Raw genomic sequence first — 14462 nt, 5'->3', positions numbered from 1 at the left:
TCCGCTGTTACGCCGGACGAGGCAGTGCCGACTTCCAGACAGAGTCCGGAGGTGCGCGATGGCGACCGAAGTGCCGACGTTCTGCCCGCTGTGCGTGTCGAAATGCGGGGCCACCGCGACGGTCGAGGACGGGCGGCTGCTCGCGCTCCGCCCGCTGCCCGGCCATCCGACCGGCGGCGCGATCTGTGTCAAAGGCAAGGCCGCGCCGGAGATCGTCGCGCATCCGGACCGGCTGCTGCATCCCCTCCGCCGCACCGCCCCGAAAGGCGCGGCCGACCCGGGCTGGGAGCGCGTCGGCTGGGACGAGGCACTGGCGACGATCGCTTCCCAGCTGACGGCGATCGCCGAGGAATCGGGCCCAGAGGCGGTCGTGTTCGGCAGCGCTTCGCCCTCGACGTCGGCGATGTCGGACACCGTCGACTGGCTGACCCGGCTCCGGCGCGCCTTCGGCAGTCCCAACTTCGTGAGCTATATGGAACTCTGCGGTTGGGGCCGTCACCTGGCGACGCTCTACACCTGGGGCGAACCGGTCCCCGGCGCTTACCTGCCTGATCTCGAGAACGCGCAGTGCATCCTCTACTGGGGCTACAACCCGTCGGTCTCGCGGCTCGCGCACGCCACCGCGACCACCGCCGCACTGCGTCGAGGGGCCAAGCTCGTCGTGGTCGATCCCCGGCGCGCCGGATTGGCCAGCAAAGCCGGCCAGTGGCTGCGCGTCCGTCCCGGAACGGACGCGGCGCTGGCGTTGTCGCTCACGCACGTCATGATCGAGAACGAGTGGTACGACAAGGAATTCGTCGAGCGGTGGACCAACGCGGCGAAACGGGTCAGTCCGTCCCGCCGGGTCTGGGACCTGATCGTCGAGGAGTGCGCGAAGTACCCGCCCGAGGTCGCGCAAGAGACAACCGGCGTGCCCGCCGACCAGATCGTCGCCACGGCCCGGCTGCTCTGGGAGCACCGCCCGGTCGCGTTCTACACCTGGAGCGGGCTGGAGCAGCACAGCAACGCGACCCAGACCGTGCGTGCCATCGGCCAGCTCTACGCGCTCACCGGCTGCATCGACGCACCCGGCGGGAACGTGCTGTTCACGCCCGTGCCGACCAACCCGGTCGACGGCCGGGAGCTGCTGGCGCCCGAGCAGCGCGCCAAGACCATCGGGGTGCGGGCGCGCCCGCTCGGCCCGGCCAGATTCGAATTCGTCACCGGCGAGGACCTGTACCGCGCGGCGCTCGACGGCGTCCCCTACCGGGCCCGGGCGCTGGTCAACTTCGGCGGCAACCTGGTGATGGCCCACGGCGACAGCGCGCGAGGCCGCCACGCCCTTCGCGCGCTGGATTTCTTCGTCCACACGGATCTGTTCCTCAATCCGACCGCGGAGCAGGCGGACCTCGTGCTGCCCGTGACGAGCGCGTGGGAAGCCGAAGCGCTGCGGATCGGTTTCGAGACCAGCCAGGACGCGCAGTCGACTGTCCAATTGCGACAACCGTTGGTCGCTGCCCGCGGCGAAGCCCGATCGGACTTGCGGATCATCTTCGACCTGGCCCTCGCACTCGGGCTAGGCCCGCAGTTTTTCAACGGAGACATCGAAGCGGCCTGGCGACATCAGCTCGCACCCAGCGGCCTCACGCTCGACCAGCTGCGCGCCGCTCCGGAAGGAGTCCGGCTGCCGTTGCGGACGATCTACCGCAAGTACGAACGAAGCGGCTTCCGGACGCCGTCCGGGCTGGTCGAGCTGTACTCGGAACCGTTGCTGGAACACGGATATCCGCCACTGCCGACCTTCACCGAACCGTCGATCAGCCCAGTGTCCCGACCGGATCTGGCGGCGCGTTACCCGTTGATCCTCACCTGTGCGAAGTCGCTGTTCTTCTGCGAAACCCAGCACCGGGAAATCACCAGCCTGCGCAAATCCGCGCCCGAACCCGCCGTCGAACTGCATCCCGAAACCGCCGCTGTCCGCGGGATCGGCGCCGGGGATTGGGTGCGGCTGGAGACACCCTTGGGGAGCATTCGCGCGAAAGCGAAGTTCAACGTCAATCTGCGCCCGAACGTCGTGTGCGGACAGCACGGCTGGTGGCAGCCCGCCGACGAACTCGGCCAGCCCGGCTATCCGCCGTTCGGCGACGGCAGCGCGAACCTCAATCTCGTGCTGAGCCAAGGCCCGAGCGACCCGATCAGCGGCAGCTCGCCGTTGCGCGCCTCACTCTGCGAGATCTCCAAAGACGGCTAGCTCCGAACCCGCACCGACCGCGAAAGCGCGCTCAAGCTGATCTCGACGATCGCGCGGAGCTGCTTTTGACTCGTCCCGGCCCTGCTCATCACCGCCAATGACTGGTTGACCGCCGCAAAATGGACGGCGAAGTCGTCGGCGTCCGCCAGCTTCGCGGCGCGCAAGGCGGTCCGCAGTCGCGCCTGCTGGAGGCCCAGGGCGTTGGTCGCGTGTGCGGCGATGTCCGGGCTCAGCACCGGTATCGCCATCGCGGTCTGGGCGACCAGACATCCGTCCGGCACGTCGGGGTCGGCGATGCGGTTCAGGGTGATTTCGAAGAACTCCCGCATCGCCCGCAGCGGATCCTCGGCCGCGCTCGCCAGGGCCTGGTCGTACCGGTCCCCGTAGCGCGCGGCGTAGCGGTCCAGGCAGCGCAGATAGAGCGCGTCCTTGTCGCCGAGCGAGGAGTAGATGGAACTGCGGTTCAACCCGGTCGCCTTCGAGAGGTCGTCGAGCGAGGTTTCGGCGTACCCGGCTCGCCAGAACTGGACCATCGCCGCGTCGAGCGCGACGTCCACATCGAACTGCTTCTTCCCGGCCATCCTCCCACCCTAGCGCATCTTGAACTGATCGGTTCAAGATGCGCTAGGGTGGAATTCATGACCGCCACCGCGAACCCGATCTCCGAACTGCCCCTGCCCGATCTGCCCGGATTCACCCACCACTGGATCGACGCGGAAGGCGTCCAGCTCCATGCCGTGGAAGGCGGTCAGCCGGCCGGCCCCGCCGTCGTCCTGCTCGCCGGATTCCCGCAGACCTGGTGGGCTTGGCGCAAAGCGATGCCACGCCTCGCCGAGCGGTTCCGCGTGATCGCGATCGATCTGCCCGGACAGGGCCACTCCGACCGTCCGCACGACAGCTACGACACGCACACCGTCGCCTCGCGCGTCCAGGCCGCAGTGTCCGCGCTTGAGGTGCCGAAGTACTGGCTCGTCGCCCACGACATCGGAGCCTGGGTCGCCTTCTCGCTGGCCCTGCGGTACGAAGAGCGCCTGCACGGGGTCGCGCTGCTCGACGCGGGCATCCCCGGAATCACCCTCCCGGCCTCCATCCCCACGGACCCCGAGCGGGCCTGGAAGACCTGGCACTTCGCGTTCCACCTGGTGCCCGATCTTCCCGAGACCCTGCTCGCCGGTCGCGAACGCGACTACGTCGACTGGTTCCTGAAGGTCAAAGCCCTGTCCCCGAACACGTTCGACAGCGCCGAGACCGACCACTACGCCGCCGCCATCGCAGCCGAGGGCGGCCTCCGGGCGTCTCTCGCCTACTACCGCGACGCCGCGAAATCAGCCCGCGAGAATCTTGCCGCTCTGGACCGCGCGCACTTGACCGTCCCAGTCCTGGGAATCTCCGGCTCCCACGGTTCGATCCCCGACATGGCCGCCTCCCTCAGCCCGTGGGCGGACAACGCGACCGGCGTCGTCATCCCGAATTCCGGGCACTTCATTCCGGACGAGCAGCCCGACGCCGTCGTGGACGCGGTGACCGCGTTCATCGATGCGGGGTGAGCGCCACGTCGGATTTGCGCCAGCGCACGACGTCCTCGCGGCGCAAGACTGGCGGACATGACCGACGTCCTCAGCCGGTTCCTTGCCGCCAGCACCGAATTCGACCAGCGCTTGCCATTCGTCCGCCACTCACAGTGGACGGCTCGGACGCCCTGCGCGGAGTGGAACGTGCGTCAGCTCGTCAACCACCTGGTGCGGGGGAATCTCAACTACGTCGACCTCCTGGCCGGTGGTAGCCGCGAGGACTTCCTGCGCATGCGCGATGCCGACGCTTTGGGCGACAACCCGCTTGCTGCGTATACCGCGTCGGTGCGGTTGGTTGCCGATGCTTTCGGCCGTCCTGGCGCGCTGGATCGGGTGCTCGATTACCCGTTGGGCGAGGTGACCGGACGTCAGGCGTTGGCCGTGCGTGCTACGGATTCCGCTGTCCACGCTTGGGATCTTGCCCGTGCGCTGGGGGTGGACGACCGTCTCGACCCTGATCTGGTCGAGTGGATCAGCGACGGGCTTGAGGAGATTTACGCTGGACTGGCGGAAACTCCCGTCGCTGCGGACACGACGCATCGGTTTTTCGCTGCGCCGGGGGTGTTCGGTGAGTCGGCTTCTCGCCAGGATCGGTTGCTGCATCGGATGGGCCGGGACCCCGGGTGGCGGCCAAGCTGACTCGTGGCCGCCGCTGCGGCACAGAGGTCCGCGACGATCCGCCGAGCTCAGACAGATTGCTCGTTCTCAGCGATGTCAGCAGCGGCTACCGCCACCTCCCCGACATAGTCCTGCCGCGCCGCGGTTTCCCGCTCGGCAATCTCTCCCCGGCTCCCGGCCAGCACCCTCTCGAACGCCTCAGCCGTCGCCTCGATATCCGAAGCCGTATGCGCCGTGCTGAGAAAAACCTTGCCGGACGGCATAAACAGGAACCCCTCCCGCAACATCCCCTCCAGCAGCACGCCCCAAAGCCCACCAGTGCCATGCAGCCCAGTCGCCCCACCCGCAGGCACGTACTGCAGAAGCGACCCAACCCGGTTGAAACGCCCGCCGTCAGGAACCGAACCGAGAACACCCCCGACGAGGGCTTCGAACTCGGCCGAAGTCTTCTCCAGCGTCTCGTAAACCGCCGGATCGGCCAGGGCGCGCATCGTCGCCTCGACAGCCGCGAGTGCGATCGGGTTGGCGTTGAACGTTCCGGCATGGGTGACGCCGTCCGTCACCTGATCGACCAGTTCCGCTCGGCCGACGACCGCGCTCTGAGTGAATCCTCCGGCCATCGCCTTTCCGTAGACGGACAGATCCGGCAGCACGCCGTACTTCTCCGCCGCACCGCCGCGCGCGATTCGGAACCCGGCGATCACCTCGTCGAAGATGAGGACGACGCCATACCGGTCGCACAGAGTTCGCAGCGTGGACAGGAACTCCGGCGAGGGTGCCTCCACACCGGCATTGCTCATCACCGGATCGACGAGCACCGCGGCGATGTCGCGTTCGACGGACTCGCTCAGGAGACGCTCGGCCAGAGCTACGTCGTTGAAGCGCGCCAAAACCAGGTCGTCCAGAACACTGGGCGACTGCCCTTTGCTACCCGGCTGAGCAGGCCGATCACCCTCGTCCTCGGACATGCCGGCGTAAACGGTGTCGTGCCAGCCGTGGTAGCTCTTGGCGAATTTGAGGATGCGACGCCGCCCCGTCGCGGCTCGGGCCAGGCGCAGCGCGACCTGCACCGCTTCGGTTCCGGTGTTGCTCCACAACAGCCGCTCGCCGTGGGGCACGGCTTCGAGGACCGCCTCCGCGGCGAGGTATTCGAGGGCGTGGCCGGTGCCGACGACCTGCATCTTCTTCGCCGCCTCAGACACGGCGGACAGAACGCGCGGGTCGCCGTGTCCGAGCACGAGCGGTCCCCACGCCAGCACGTAGTCGACGTACCGGTCGCCATCCAGATCCCAGACGTGCGCGCCTCGTGCCTCTCGCACGAAGAGCGGGTGGGGGCGCATCGCGGCGCGCAGCCCCGACCCCACCCCGCCGCCGACGCTGCGCCGGGCTCGTTCGAAGGCGATCCGTGACGATTCCAGAGCCATGCGACGAATCAGTGCCTTTCTTCAGAAGGGTCTCAGTACTTGATCACCGAGCGGATGCCGACGCCGCGCTTCATTTCGTCGAACGCCTCGTTGATGTCCGCCAGCTCGATCACGCGCGTCACCAGCGAGTCGAGATCGATGCGGCGGTTCAGATAGTGGTCGACCAGCAGCGGGAAATCGACGTCGGGCCTGCTCGATCCGTAGTTGGAGCCGACGAGCGAAAGTTCCTGATCGGACATCACGAACGGATCGATCGAGATCCGCACGCCGTCCGCCACCTGCCCGGCCACCACGGCTTTGCCGCCTCGCGCCAGCACTTCGTAGGCCGACTCGATGGTGCGCGGCAGCCCGATCGCCTCGATGGCGACCTCGACCCCGCGTCCGTCGGTGAGCTGGCGCACCCGGTCCGCGAGGTTCTCCCGCCCGCTGTTGACCAGATCTGTCGCGCCGAAGACGCGAGCCTGCTCAAGCTTCTCATCAGAAAGGTCCGCGGCGATGATCTTTCGCGCGCCGACCAGGCGAGCCCCCTGAATCGCGTTCAGGCCGACGCCCCCGCAACCCAGCACCAGCACGGTGTCGCTCGGCCGGATCTTCGCGGTGTTGACCGCCGCCCCGACTCCGGTCGCCACGGCGCATCCGACCAGGGCGGCCTGTTCGAACGGGGCGTCGCTCCGAATCGCGATCGCGGCCGACTCCGGGACGAGCGTGTACTGGCCGAACGTTCCCAGGCCCGCGAAGCTGTAGACGTCCCGTTCGTCCGTCGACGCGACGCGGGTCCGGCCGTCGAACGACAGGTGGTTGGCCGAGTGCTGGCTGACCATGTCGCAGAGGACGGGCCTGCCGCTGACGCAGTAGCGGCATCGGCGGCACGAAGGCGTCCAGGAAAGGACGACGTGATCGCCCTTCGCCAGAGTCGTGACTCCTTCGCCCACGCTCTCGACGATTCCGGCGCCTTCGTGGCCGAGAATCATCGGCGAAGGCACCTCCCATTCCCCGACGAGCGCGTGCAGGTCGCTGTGGCACACCCCGCTTGCTTTGAGCCGCACCAGCACCTCGCCGGGCGGCGGCGTGCCGGGGAGCGAAACCCGCTCGATGGTCAGCGGCGCGCCCGGCGTCGTGAAGACAGCAGCGTCGAATTCAACGGTCATGGCAGATTCCCCCTCTGGTTCATACCCGAGCCGTGCGGATGAGCTTTTTGTTGGCGAATTCGTCGATCCCCGCCCGGCCGAGTTCCCGGCCGAAACCGGACCGCTTGACTCCGCCGAACGGCAGTTCCGCGCCTTCGAGGCCGACGCCGTTGACGAAGACCATGCCCGCCTCTAGCTGGTCGGCGACCCGCATCGCCTGCTCGGGATCCGTGGTGAACACGTAGGAGCCCAGTCCGTACGGAGTGCTGTTGGCCAGTTCGACGGCCTCAGTTTCGGATTCCGCGCGATAGACGGTCGCGACGGGGCCGAACAATTCCTCAGCAGCCGACGGCGAATCCGGCGACACACCGGTCAGAACGCCAGGAGGAAAGAACGCGCCTTCGTGCCGCCCTTCGCCGATCAGGGTCGCACCGTCGTCGACAGCCCGCTGCACCTGTGCTTCGAGGCGTTCGGCGGCTGCCACCGAGGACAGCGGAGCCAGTCCGCCAGCCGTGGCGAGCACCTTTTTCGTGAATATTTCCAGGAAATCGTCGTAGAGGTCCGCGGCGACGATGACCCGCTTGCCCGCATTGCAGGCCTGCCCGCCGTTCTCGAATCGAGTGTCCACCGCAGCTTGGGCCGTGGCGTCCGGGTCAGCGGAAGACAGCACCAGGAACGGGTCCGAGCCACCCAGTTCGAGCACTACCTTCTTGAGGTTGCGGCCCGCCTTTTCCGCGATTTCCGCACCGGCCCGTTCGGAACCGGTGAAGGACACGCCACGCACCCGGGAGTCGGCGATGGCGGCTGCGGCCTGTTCGTTGGTCGCGTAGACGTTGACGTAGCAGCCCTCGGGAAAGCCAGCGTCGGTGAAGATCCGCTGCAGGGCCGCGGACGACTCCGGGCATTGCGGCGCGGGCTTGAGCACGATGGTGTTGCCCAGAACGAGGTTGGGCGCGGCGAACCGGGCGACCTGGTAGTACGGGTAGTTCCAGGGCATGATGCCGAGCAGAACGCCGATCGGCTGGCGGCGGACGAACGCCGTGCCCTCCCCCTCGATCAGCTCGACGGGCTCGTCGGCGAGGAACTTGTGCGCGTTCGCGGCGTAGTACGAATAGATCGACGCACTGAACTCGACCTCGGCGACGGCCTCCTCCAGCGGCTTGCCCATCTCCCGCTGCGCGATACGGGCGAGTTCGCCGCTGCGCTCGTTGTGCAAGGCAGCGACCTTGTTCAGCACCTCGGCGCGCTGAGCCACGGTGGTCTGTTTCGACCATTCTCGGTACGCGTTCGCGGCCGCGTCGAGTGCCAGCTCCATGGCCGCATCGGTCGCGGCCGGATACTCCCGTACCAGCTCGCCGGTAGCCGGATCGACCACGGCGTACGACTGCCTGTTCACGATGATGCACCCGCTTCCTGCACCGTCTTCACACCCGAGGCCGCGTTGTGGTTATGCAGCGCGCGGTAGGCGAAGAAGTAGACGAATCCCTGGGTTCCCCACGTCGCCAGCGCGGCGGTGTAGAAGAAAGTGCGGTTCGCGTCGTCGAACGGGAAGGGGAAGAAGTCGTAGGTGATCGCGATGGTGACCGCGGCAGCGGTCACCAGCCCGGTCCAGATCGCCGGCCATTTCGCGCCGACAGCCCAGAGCCGCTTGGCAAAGTACGCCAGGAAGACCGCCGCGGCGAGGTTGGCCACGACGTAGAACGCGGCGACAGCGAACGCGCCGTGGTCGACGCGGGGGTCTTGGCCGTGGAAATGCCGGAGGAACAGCCCGGCCGCGGTGGCGAGCGCGAACACGCCGATGTCGACGGCAAGGGACGGCTTGTAGCGATGGGTGACCTTCATCAGGCCCATCACGAGGATGAGCGTGATGCCGACCGACCGCGAGAAGGCGTCGAAGAAATACGCTATGCGGTAAAGGACACTGCCCTCGTCGGCGCCGAGCAACGACCAGACGAGGAAGTTGCTGCCCGAGGTCGCGACGACCATCCATTCGAGACCGAGCAGGTAATTGCCGTAGCGGCGGATGAATTTCCAGCCGAAGAAATAGCCGACGAAGATCATCCACACATCGGCGAGCAGGAAGATGATGTCCTTCATCGCACCGACACCTCCCGGGACTCGCGCGCCACCGCGGCCGCGACGCGCTCGGCAGCGCGCTGCCCGGTCAGGACGGCACCGTTCATGCAGCCCGCCCACTCGCCCGCGGTTTCCGTGCCCGCCCAGTGGACGCGCCCGTGCGGCTCGGTGAGAGCGGGACCGTAAGTCGTGGTCGCGTAAGGACCGACAGCCGGGTTCGGACCTCCCGGGGCGAACGGTTCCTCTCCCCAGCAGTGGTCCAGGTAGTCGATGGGCGCGCTCGCTTGCGTGCCGTACAGCTGGACGAGCTGCTTGAGGACCAGGCTGCGGCGCTGGTCGGGACTGAATCCGTCGAACACCCGAGGGTCGCAGAACGTCATCAGGATGCCCGGTCCGTTGGCGTCGGGCGAAACGTCGAAGGTGACGAACACGGCCCCGGTATCGGTCAGTCCCTCGCCGGAAAGTCCGTTGGCCCGCCAGAACGGCCTTTCGTACGCGACGAACGCCTTGCTCAGGACGCCCATACGCCAGTTTTTCGCGAGCCCGGCGGCCTGCTCGGGCAAGGCCGGGTCGAATTCGATCTCGGCGCGTTGCGGCGTCGCGACGGCGACGATCGCGTACTTCGCCTTGATCTCTTCCGAATCGGTGCGAACCGTGACGCCGTCGCCGTCTTGCGTGATCGCGCGAACCGGCGTCCCGAGCACGACGCGGTCGCCGAGTTGCGCCGCGACCCGCTTCGCGATCTCTTGAGTGGTTTCGACGTACCGGTCCTGTTGCTGGCCGCCCTCCACGTCGAGCATGTGGTCGACTCCGCCCGCCGCGCGGATGTAGCGCAACGCGTGCAGCAGCGAAACATCTCCCGGGCTGCAACCCCACTGCACCTTGCTGACGATGGTCATCATGGCGCGGGTAGCCGGCGCCGCGTGCTTCCGGTCGAGCCATTCGCCGAACGAGATCGCGTCGAACTCGCTTGCCTGGGGGGAATTCCAGGCCGCTTCGACGTCGATGCTCGCGACCAGCTTGTTCAGCGCCAGCTGCACGCGCACCATGTCGACCAGCACCGCGGGCGAGACCTTGGGAATCGTGCCCTGGTAGGTACGGCGCCGTCCCGCCATCCACAGCACGTTGCGGCCTTCGGCGAACTGGCCGGTCGTGGTGCAACCCGCTCGGCTCGCGAGGTCGCGGATCGCCGTGTGCCGCCGGGCGACCCAGGTCGCGCCGAGATCGACCTTGACCCCGGCAACTTCGCCGGAGAACGACCGGCCGCCGACCCGGTCGCGGCCTTCCAGGACGAGAACGGACTGGCCCATGCTCACGAGCCGCTCAGCGGCGCTCAACCCGGCGAACCCGGCGCCGACGACCACCACGTCGACTGAGGTGGCTTCGGAGCTGGCCTTACGAGAAGTCGACATGCTTTTCTCCTTTGCCCACAAGGGTTGTGTGCGGCGAGATAGATGGAGTGGTTCAGCGCACCCGAGCGGCTGCGCGAAGGGCGCGACGACGGCTGCCGTTGATCAGATCGGTGAAGCGGTCGAGTGCCCACACCGTGCGCAGGCCGCGCGGGCTCATCATCGCGAAAGGAGGGAATTTCGGCTTCTCCGCCCAAATGCCGTCGAGATCCTCGTGCCGCGATCCGTCCACGATCAGGTCGGCGATGAGCGACCCGACGTACGGGGCCTGCGCCAGTCCGTGCCCGTTGCACGCGATCGAGTAGTAGATGTCGTCCTCGATCCGGCCGGCGACCGACAGCCAGGAGGACGTGATCGCGATCCAGCCGCCCCACGCCCGCTCCACGGCGACGTCGGCGAGGGCGGGGAAACGGGTCGCGAACGCACCGGCGAGCTCTTCGACCATCTCCCGGTCCGGGGCCTTCGCAGGCAGGGGGTAGGTCATGCCGCGCTCGACGCGCCGGACGCCGAACACGATGGTGCCGCGCGCGGTGAGCCGGTAGTGCTCCATGACCTGGTGCTGAGTGATGACTCCCGACCGGCTGGTCCATCCCAGCGCGGCGAGACGCTCCGGGGCGATCGGCTCGGTCTCCATCTCGATGAGCCACAACGGCACCGAGAGACGCTTGGGGGTGATGTCCCACTCCCCCGAATAGGCGTTCGTCGCGAGCACCACCTTGTTCGCGCGCACGGTGCCGCCGGGGGTCGAGAGCACGACCTTTCCGTTGCGCCGCCGCACGTCGGTCACCTTGGTCCGTTCGAAAACCCGAGCCGGCGACGAGACCAGGGCGCGGCGCACTCCCCGGCTCAGCTTGCCGGGATTCAGCATTCCGCCCACGGCCTCGCGCATGCCGCCGACGAAGTTGCGGGGAATGCCGAGTTCCTCGCTCGTGCCGACCTGTCCGCGTCCGCCGGCGCGACGGAGAATCGCCGCCAAGGTACGCGTTCGAAGCATCTGTCCGGGTCCGACGGCCGCGAACGCCAGGCCGTTGGCCTCGTAGTCGCAATCGATGTCGTGGGTCTTGATGAGGTCTTCGGTGAAGCTGGCGGAATTCTCGGCCAGCCGCACCATTCCGGGCACCTTCTTGGGATAGAAGAGGCTCAGCAGACGGAGGTCGCCGCCCGGAACGCTCGCGATCTGGCCGCCGTTGCGCGAACTGGAACCGTAACCGCAGAACTCGGCCTCCAGCAGCACCACGTCCTGGCCGCGCTCGGCGAGCCGCAGCGCCGTCGCCATGCCGCCCATGCCGCCGCCGACGACCGCGACATCGCACGCGAGATCGCCGTCGAGACTCGGGAGGAGGTCCTTGGGCGGGTCGATCCAGCCGCTGAAAGTGCTGTACTCGACGTTGTCGATCTTCATGACGCTGCGCTCCGTTCAGGAAATCCGGGCATGATTTCCCCCTTCGGTCACGCGCTTGGCGTGTTCCGAGATGTACTGGGTGACGGGCTCGACCAGCGCCTCGGGAATGTGATGCCCCATGCCGGGAATGACGACGTGCTGCGCGGAGCGGATCGCCTTCACGGTCGCGGCGCCGCCAGTGGGGGCGACCAGCAGATCCCGGTCCCCATTGAGCACCAGGGTGGGAGCGGTGATCCGGTTCAGCTGGGCGGTCCGGTCCCCAGAGGCCTGGATCGCCTGGATCTGCCGGGCCGAGCCCGCGGCCAAGTCGCCCGCGGCGCGGTCCCAGCCGCCTGCCGCGACGGCGGCCTCGGCAGCGTCGTCGATGGGGTATCCCGTTCCGGCGACGTGACTGGTGATCCGCAGGTGGGCGCGTACCGCCGCGGTCCTGGTCCGCGCCGGCGAACCGGCGAGCAGCCGCATCGTCGACAGCGCCGGCTGACCGACCTTCTTCGCGCCCGTGGTCGAGAAGATCGAAGTCAGGGACAGGACTCGCGCGGGTTCGGCCGCGGCGATCGTCTGCGCGATCATCCCGCCCATGGACCGGCCCGCGAGGTGAACCTGTTTGATCCCGAGGTGGTCGAGGACGCCGACCGCGTCGGAGGCCATGTCCGCCAGCGAGTAGGCGTCGGCGCGGGGCCGGGCGAGCAGCTGCCGCCACAGCGCGGGCGGCGGGGTGGCCGCGAAGGTGGACTGGCCGACGTCGCGGTTGTCCATCGTGATGACCCGGAAACCCCGTGCCACCAACGAACTGACGAACGAGCCGGTCCAGAAGGTGAGGTCCTCGCCCAATCCGGCGACCAGCAGGATCGCGGGATCGGCCTGGTCGCCGTGGTCGCGGAAGCAGATCGTCGTGCCGGACGGCAAAGCCGCGTACTGGTCGGTGTTTTCTTCAGACACGGGCCGACCGCCTCTCGCCGGGCAGCACCGCTGGACGGGCGGTGCCGAACTCGAGGTTCTCGTCGGCGACCGGGCCGCGCAGTGCCTTGGCGTCCTCGGGGAAGGACATCGCCATCCGCCACGGGGCGGCCTGTCCTTGTTTGGGCAGCTGCTTCTCGGCGCGCTTGGCGTAACCGGCCTTCAGGTCCATGACCGGCTTGCGCGGCATCCCCGGCACCGCGACCGGGACCACCCGGTCGTAGCCGCTGGCGTCCATGTGCCGGACCAGATCGATGAAATAGCGGCACATCAGGCTCACCTTGAGCGTCCAGGACGAGGTCGTGTAGCCGATCGCCATGGCCCAGTTGGGAATCCCGCTCAGCAGCATCCCGCGGTAGGAGACCGAGTCCGCGATGTCGGTCTCGCGCCCGTCGACCACGATCGGCATCCCGTCGAAGAGCCGCATGTTCAGCCCGGTCGCGGTGACGATGATGTCGGCTTCGAGCTCCTCGCCCGATTTCAGGACGACGCCGCGTTTGCTGAACCTCGTGATGGCGTCGGTGACGACGGAGGCGGTGCCCGCCGAGATCGCGTCGAAGAAGTCGCCGTCCGGGGCCAGGCACAGCCGCTGGTCCCACGGGTCGTACGGCGGGTTGAAATGCTTGTCGACGTCGAATCCCTTGGGCAGCCGCTTGAGGTTCTCGCGCCGGATGAACGCTCGCCCGAGCTTCGGGAACGCTCGCAGGCCCTTGACGACGCCGTGTTCGACCCAGATGTTCTTGAACCTCGTCGCGGCGTACCCGCGCTTTTCTCCCAGCAGCTTCGTGAGGGTCAAAGCGAGCCGGTCGACGCGGGCCAGCGACATGATGTAGGTGGGGGTGCGCTGCAGCATCGTGACGTGCTGGGCGGCACCTGCCATCGCGGGCACCAGCGTCACCGCGGTCGCACCGCTGCCGATGACGACGACCTTCTTGCCGCGGTAGTCGAGGTTCTCGGGCCAGTGCTGCGGGTGGACGACCTGTCCTTCGAAGTCGTCGCGCCCGGGGAACTCCGGGGTGAATCCCTTGTCGTAGCGGTAATAACCGGTGGCGGCGAACACCCAGCCCGCCCGGATCGTCTTCGTCGTGACCGCCCCGGTGGCGGGATCCGACGCCTCGACGCGCAACGTCCATCGCGAGTCCACTGTGGACCATTCCGCCCGGACGACCCGGTGGCGCAGCCTGATCAGCCGCCCCAGATCGTTCTCTTCGACCGTTTCCTGGAGGTATTCCCGGATCAGCGGGGCGTCCGCGATCGCGGCCTCGTGCCGCCACGGCTTGAACTCGTAACCGAAGGTGTGCAGGTCCGAATCCGAGCGGATGCCCGGGTACCGGAAAAGATCCCAGGTGCCGCCGACGTTGTCGCGGCCCTCCAGCACGACGAGCGATTTTCCGGGCAGCTCCCGGCTGAAATACGTGGCCGCGCCGATCCCGGAGATCCCCGCGCCGATGACGACGACGTCGAATTCCTCGACCGCGTCCGACACCTCAGCTGTCATGTCTGCCTCTCCTCGCTGAGCCGGCTCCTGATGTGGCTTCACTGTCGCGAGCCGCGACGCCGGTCACAACGACAGCGAGCACCGGGTTCGCCGGGAGCCGGTGCACGATGCACTCCCCCGTGCCGTGCCGACTCGCCGGAGGCGAGGCAC

General features: G+C 67.8%; 12 protein-coding genes. 3 read left to right on the top strand and 9 right to left on the bottom strand.

What is annotated here, in order from left to right:
* The first annotated feature begins 58 nt into the window (after positions 1 to 58).
* A complete protein-coding gene (locus ACZ7SW_RS14695; protein WP_470230892.1) occupies positions 59 to 2230 on the top strand; it encodes a molybdopterin-containing oxidoreductase family protein in 2172 nt (723 codons plus the stop codon).
* On the opposite strand, the gene ACZ7SW_RS14690 is transcribed toward ACZ7SW_RS14695, so the two are convergent.
* A complete protein-coding gene (locus ACZ7SW_RS14690; RefSeq protein WP_470230891.1) occupies positions 2227 to 2811 on the bottom strand; it encodes a TetR/AcrR family transcriptional regulator in 585 nt (194 codons plus the stop codon). The genes ACZ7SW_RS14695 and ACZ7SW_RS14690 overlap by 4 nt on opposite strands.
* A gap of 57 nt (positions 2812 to 2868) precedes the next feature.
* On the opposite strand from ACZ7SW_RS14690, the gene ACZ7SW_RS14685 reads away from it, so the two are divergent.
* The gene (locus ACZ7SW_RS14685; protein ID WP_470230890.1) at positions 2869 to 3777 is read left to right on the top strand and encodes an alpha/beta fold hydrolase; all 909 of its coding nucleotides are present in this window, start codon (positions 2869 to 2871) and stop codon (positions 3775 to 3777) included.
* A 57-nt stretch (positions 3778 to 3834) separates the two neighbouring features.
* The gene (locus tag ACZ7SW_RS14680) at positions 3835 to 4440 is read left to right on the top strand and encodes a TIGR03086 family metal-binding protein (RefSeq protein WP_470230889.1); all 606 of its coding nucleotides are present in this window, start codon (positions 3835 to 3837) and stop codon (positions 4438 to 4440) included.
* A gap of 47 nt (positions 4441 to 4487) precedes the next feature.
* Here ACZ7SW_RS14680 and ACZ7SW_RS14675 read toward each other — a convergent pair whose 3' ends face one another.
* The 8 genes from ACZ7SW_RS14675 to ACZ7SW_RS14640 are packed head-to-tail and all read right to left on the bottom strand — an operon-like array spanning position 4488 to position 14312.
* Positions 4488 to 5843: an aspartate aminotransferase family protein gene (locus ACZ7SW_RS14675; RefSeq protein ID WP_470230888.1), complete on the bottom strand. Its 1356-nt coding sequence runs from the start codon at positions 5841 to 5843 to the stop codon at positions 4488 to 4490.
* 32 nt (positions 5844 to 5875) lie between these two features.
* Positions 5876 to 6991 carry a Zn-dependent alcohol dehydrogenase gene (locus ACZ7SW_RS14670; protein WP_470230887.1) on the bottom strand — a complete coding sequence of 372 codons (1116 nt, stop codon included), beginning with the start codon at positions 6989 to 6991 and terminating at the stop codon, positions 5876 to 5878.
* 19 nt (positions 6992 to 7010) lie between these two features.
* Positions 7011 to 8366, bottom strand: coding sequence for an NAD-dependent succinate-semialdehyde dehydrogenase (locus tag ACZ7SW_RS14665; protein WP_470230886.1), 1356 nt, complete (start codon positions 8364 to 8366; stop codon positions 7011 to 7013).
* A complete protein-coding gene (locus ACZ7SW_RS14660) occupies positions 8363 to 9067 on the bottom strand; it encodes a transporter (protein WP_470230885.1) in 705 nt (234 codons plus the stop codon). Before ACZ7SW_RS14660 ends, ACZ7SW_RS14665 begins: the two co-directional genes overlap by 4 nt.
* A complete protein-coding gene (locus ACZ7SW_RS14655; RefSeq protein ID WP_470230884.1) occupies positions 9064 to 10458 on the bottom strand; it encodes a flavin monoamine oxidase family protein in 1395 nt (464 codons plus the stop codon). Before ACZ7SW_RS14655 ends, ACZ7SW_RS14660 begins: the two co-directional genes overlap by 4 nt.
* A 52-nt stretch (positions 10459 to 10510) precedes the next feature.
* Positions 10511 to 11857, bottom strand: coding sequence for an NAD(P)/FAD-dependent oxidoreductase (locus ACZ7SW_RS14650; RefSeq protein ID WP_470230883.1), 1347 nt, complete (start codon positions 11855 to 11857; stop codon positions 10511 to 10513).
* 15 nt (positions 11858 to 11872) lie between these two features.
* Positions 11873 to 12796: an alpha/beta fold hydrolase gene (locus ACZ7SW_RS14645; protein ID WP_470230882.1), complete on the bottom strand. Its 924-nt coding sequence runs from the start codon at positions 12794 to 12796 to the stop codon at positions 11873 to 11875.
* Positions 12789 to 14312: a flavin-containing monooxygenase gene (locus ACZ7SW_RS14640; protein WP_470230881.1), complete on the bottom strand. Its 1524-nt coding sequence runs from the start codon at positions 14310 to 14312 to the stop codon at positions 12789 to 12791. The genes ACZ7SW_RS14645 and ACZ7SW_RS14640 overlap by 8 nt, the downstream gene beginning before the upstream one ends.
* Positions 14313 to 14462 lie beyond the last annotated feature (150 nt).

The organism is Amycolatopsis sp. NPDC114484 (genome assembly GCF_055633755.1).
Note: the sequence above shows the minus strand (reverse complement) of the source record. Positions and strands in the feature narration are given on the sequence as shown.

Bases quoted from the DNA above. Each gene is read 5' to 3' on its own strand.
- ACZ7SW_RS14695 (WP_470230892.1), top strand. From the start codon at position 59: ATGGCGACCGAAGTGCCGACGTTCTGCCCGCTGTGCGTGTCGAAATGC.
- ACZ7SW_RS14690 (WP_470230891.1), bottom strand. From the start codon at position 2,811: ATGGCCGGGAAGAAGCAGTTCGATGTGGACGTCGCGCTCGACGCGGCG.
- ACZ7SW_RS14685 (WP_470230890.1), top strand. From the start codon at position 2,869: ATGACCGCCACCGCGAACCCGATCTCCGAACTGCCCCTGCCCGATCTG.
- ACZ7SW_RS14680 (WP_470230889.1), top strand. From the start codon at position 3,835: ATGACCGACGTCCTCAGCCGGTTCCTTGCCGCCAGCACCGAATTCGAC.
- ACZ7SW_RS14675 (WP_470230888.1), bottom strand. From the start codon at position 5,843: ATGGCTCTGGAATCGTCACGGATCGCCTTCGAACGAGCCCGGCGCAGC.
- ACZ7SW_RS14670 (WP_470230887.1), bottom strand. From the start codon at position 6,991: ATGACCGTTGAATTCGACGCTGCTGTCTTCACGACGCCGGGCGCGCCG.
- ACZ7SW_RS14660 (WP_470230885.1), bottom strand. From the start codon at position 9,067: ATGAAGGACATCATCTTCCTGCTCGCCGATGTGTGGATGATCTTCGTC.
- ACZ7SW_RS14655 (WP_470230884.1), bottom strand. From the start codon at position 10,458: ATGTCGACTTCTCGTAAGGCCAGCTCCGAAGCCACCTCAGTCGACGTG.
- ACZ7SW_RS14650 (WP_470230883.1), bottom strand. From the start codon at position 11,857: ATGAAGATCGACAACGTCGAGTACAGCACTTTCAGCGGCTGGATCGAC.
- ACZ7SW_RS14640 (WP_470230881.1), bottom strand. From the start codon at position 14,312: ATGACAGCTGAGGTGTCGGACGCGGTCGAGGAATTCGACGTCGTCGTC.